The sequence below is a fragment of the Neobacillus drentensis genome, assembly GCF_036966985.1.
In the GTDB taxonomy this organism is placed as follows: domain Bacteria; phylum Bacillota; class Bacilli; order Bacillales; family Cytobacillaceae; genus Neobacillus; species Neobacillus drentensis_E.
In genome coordinates this window covers 1-212 of the sequence record NZ_JBALSN010000441.1, presented here as the reverse complement: position 1 = coordinate 212, position 212 = coordinate 1, and the positions used below count along the sequence as shown (strand labels likewise).

Sequence of the window (212 nt, the reverse complement as noted above, 5' to 3'; positions counted from 1 at the left end):
TGGGAATTGTTTTTGGATTTATCATTCATCTTATTTATGGAACAACGTCCAACATTACAGTTAAGTCCATCGATTGGTTTGCGATCGTTGGAACGGGGTATGTAAAACTACTGCAAATGGTTGTTATGCCTCTTGTGTTTATTTCGATTGTTGGAGCGTTTACGAAATTAAAGTTAACTAAAAATATCGGAAAGATTAGTATTCTTGTAATT

The 212-nt window shown here is 33.5% G+C and carries 1 protein-coding gene; it reads left to right on the top strand.

What is annotated here, in order from left to right:
* Positions 1–212 (top strand): cation:dicarboxylate symporter family transporter (locus V7659_RS24700; protein ID WP_335542765.1); only part of this gene is annotated, 212 nt, incomplete at both ends.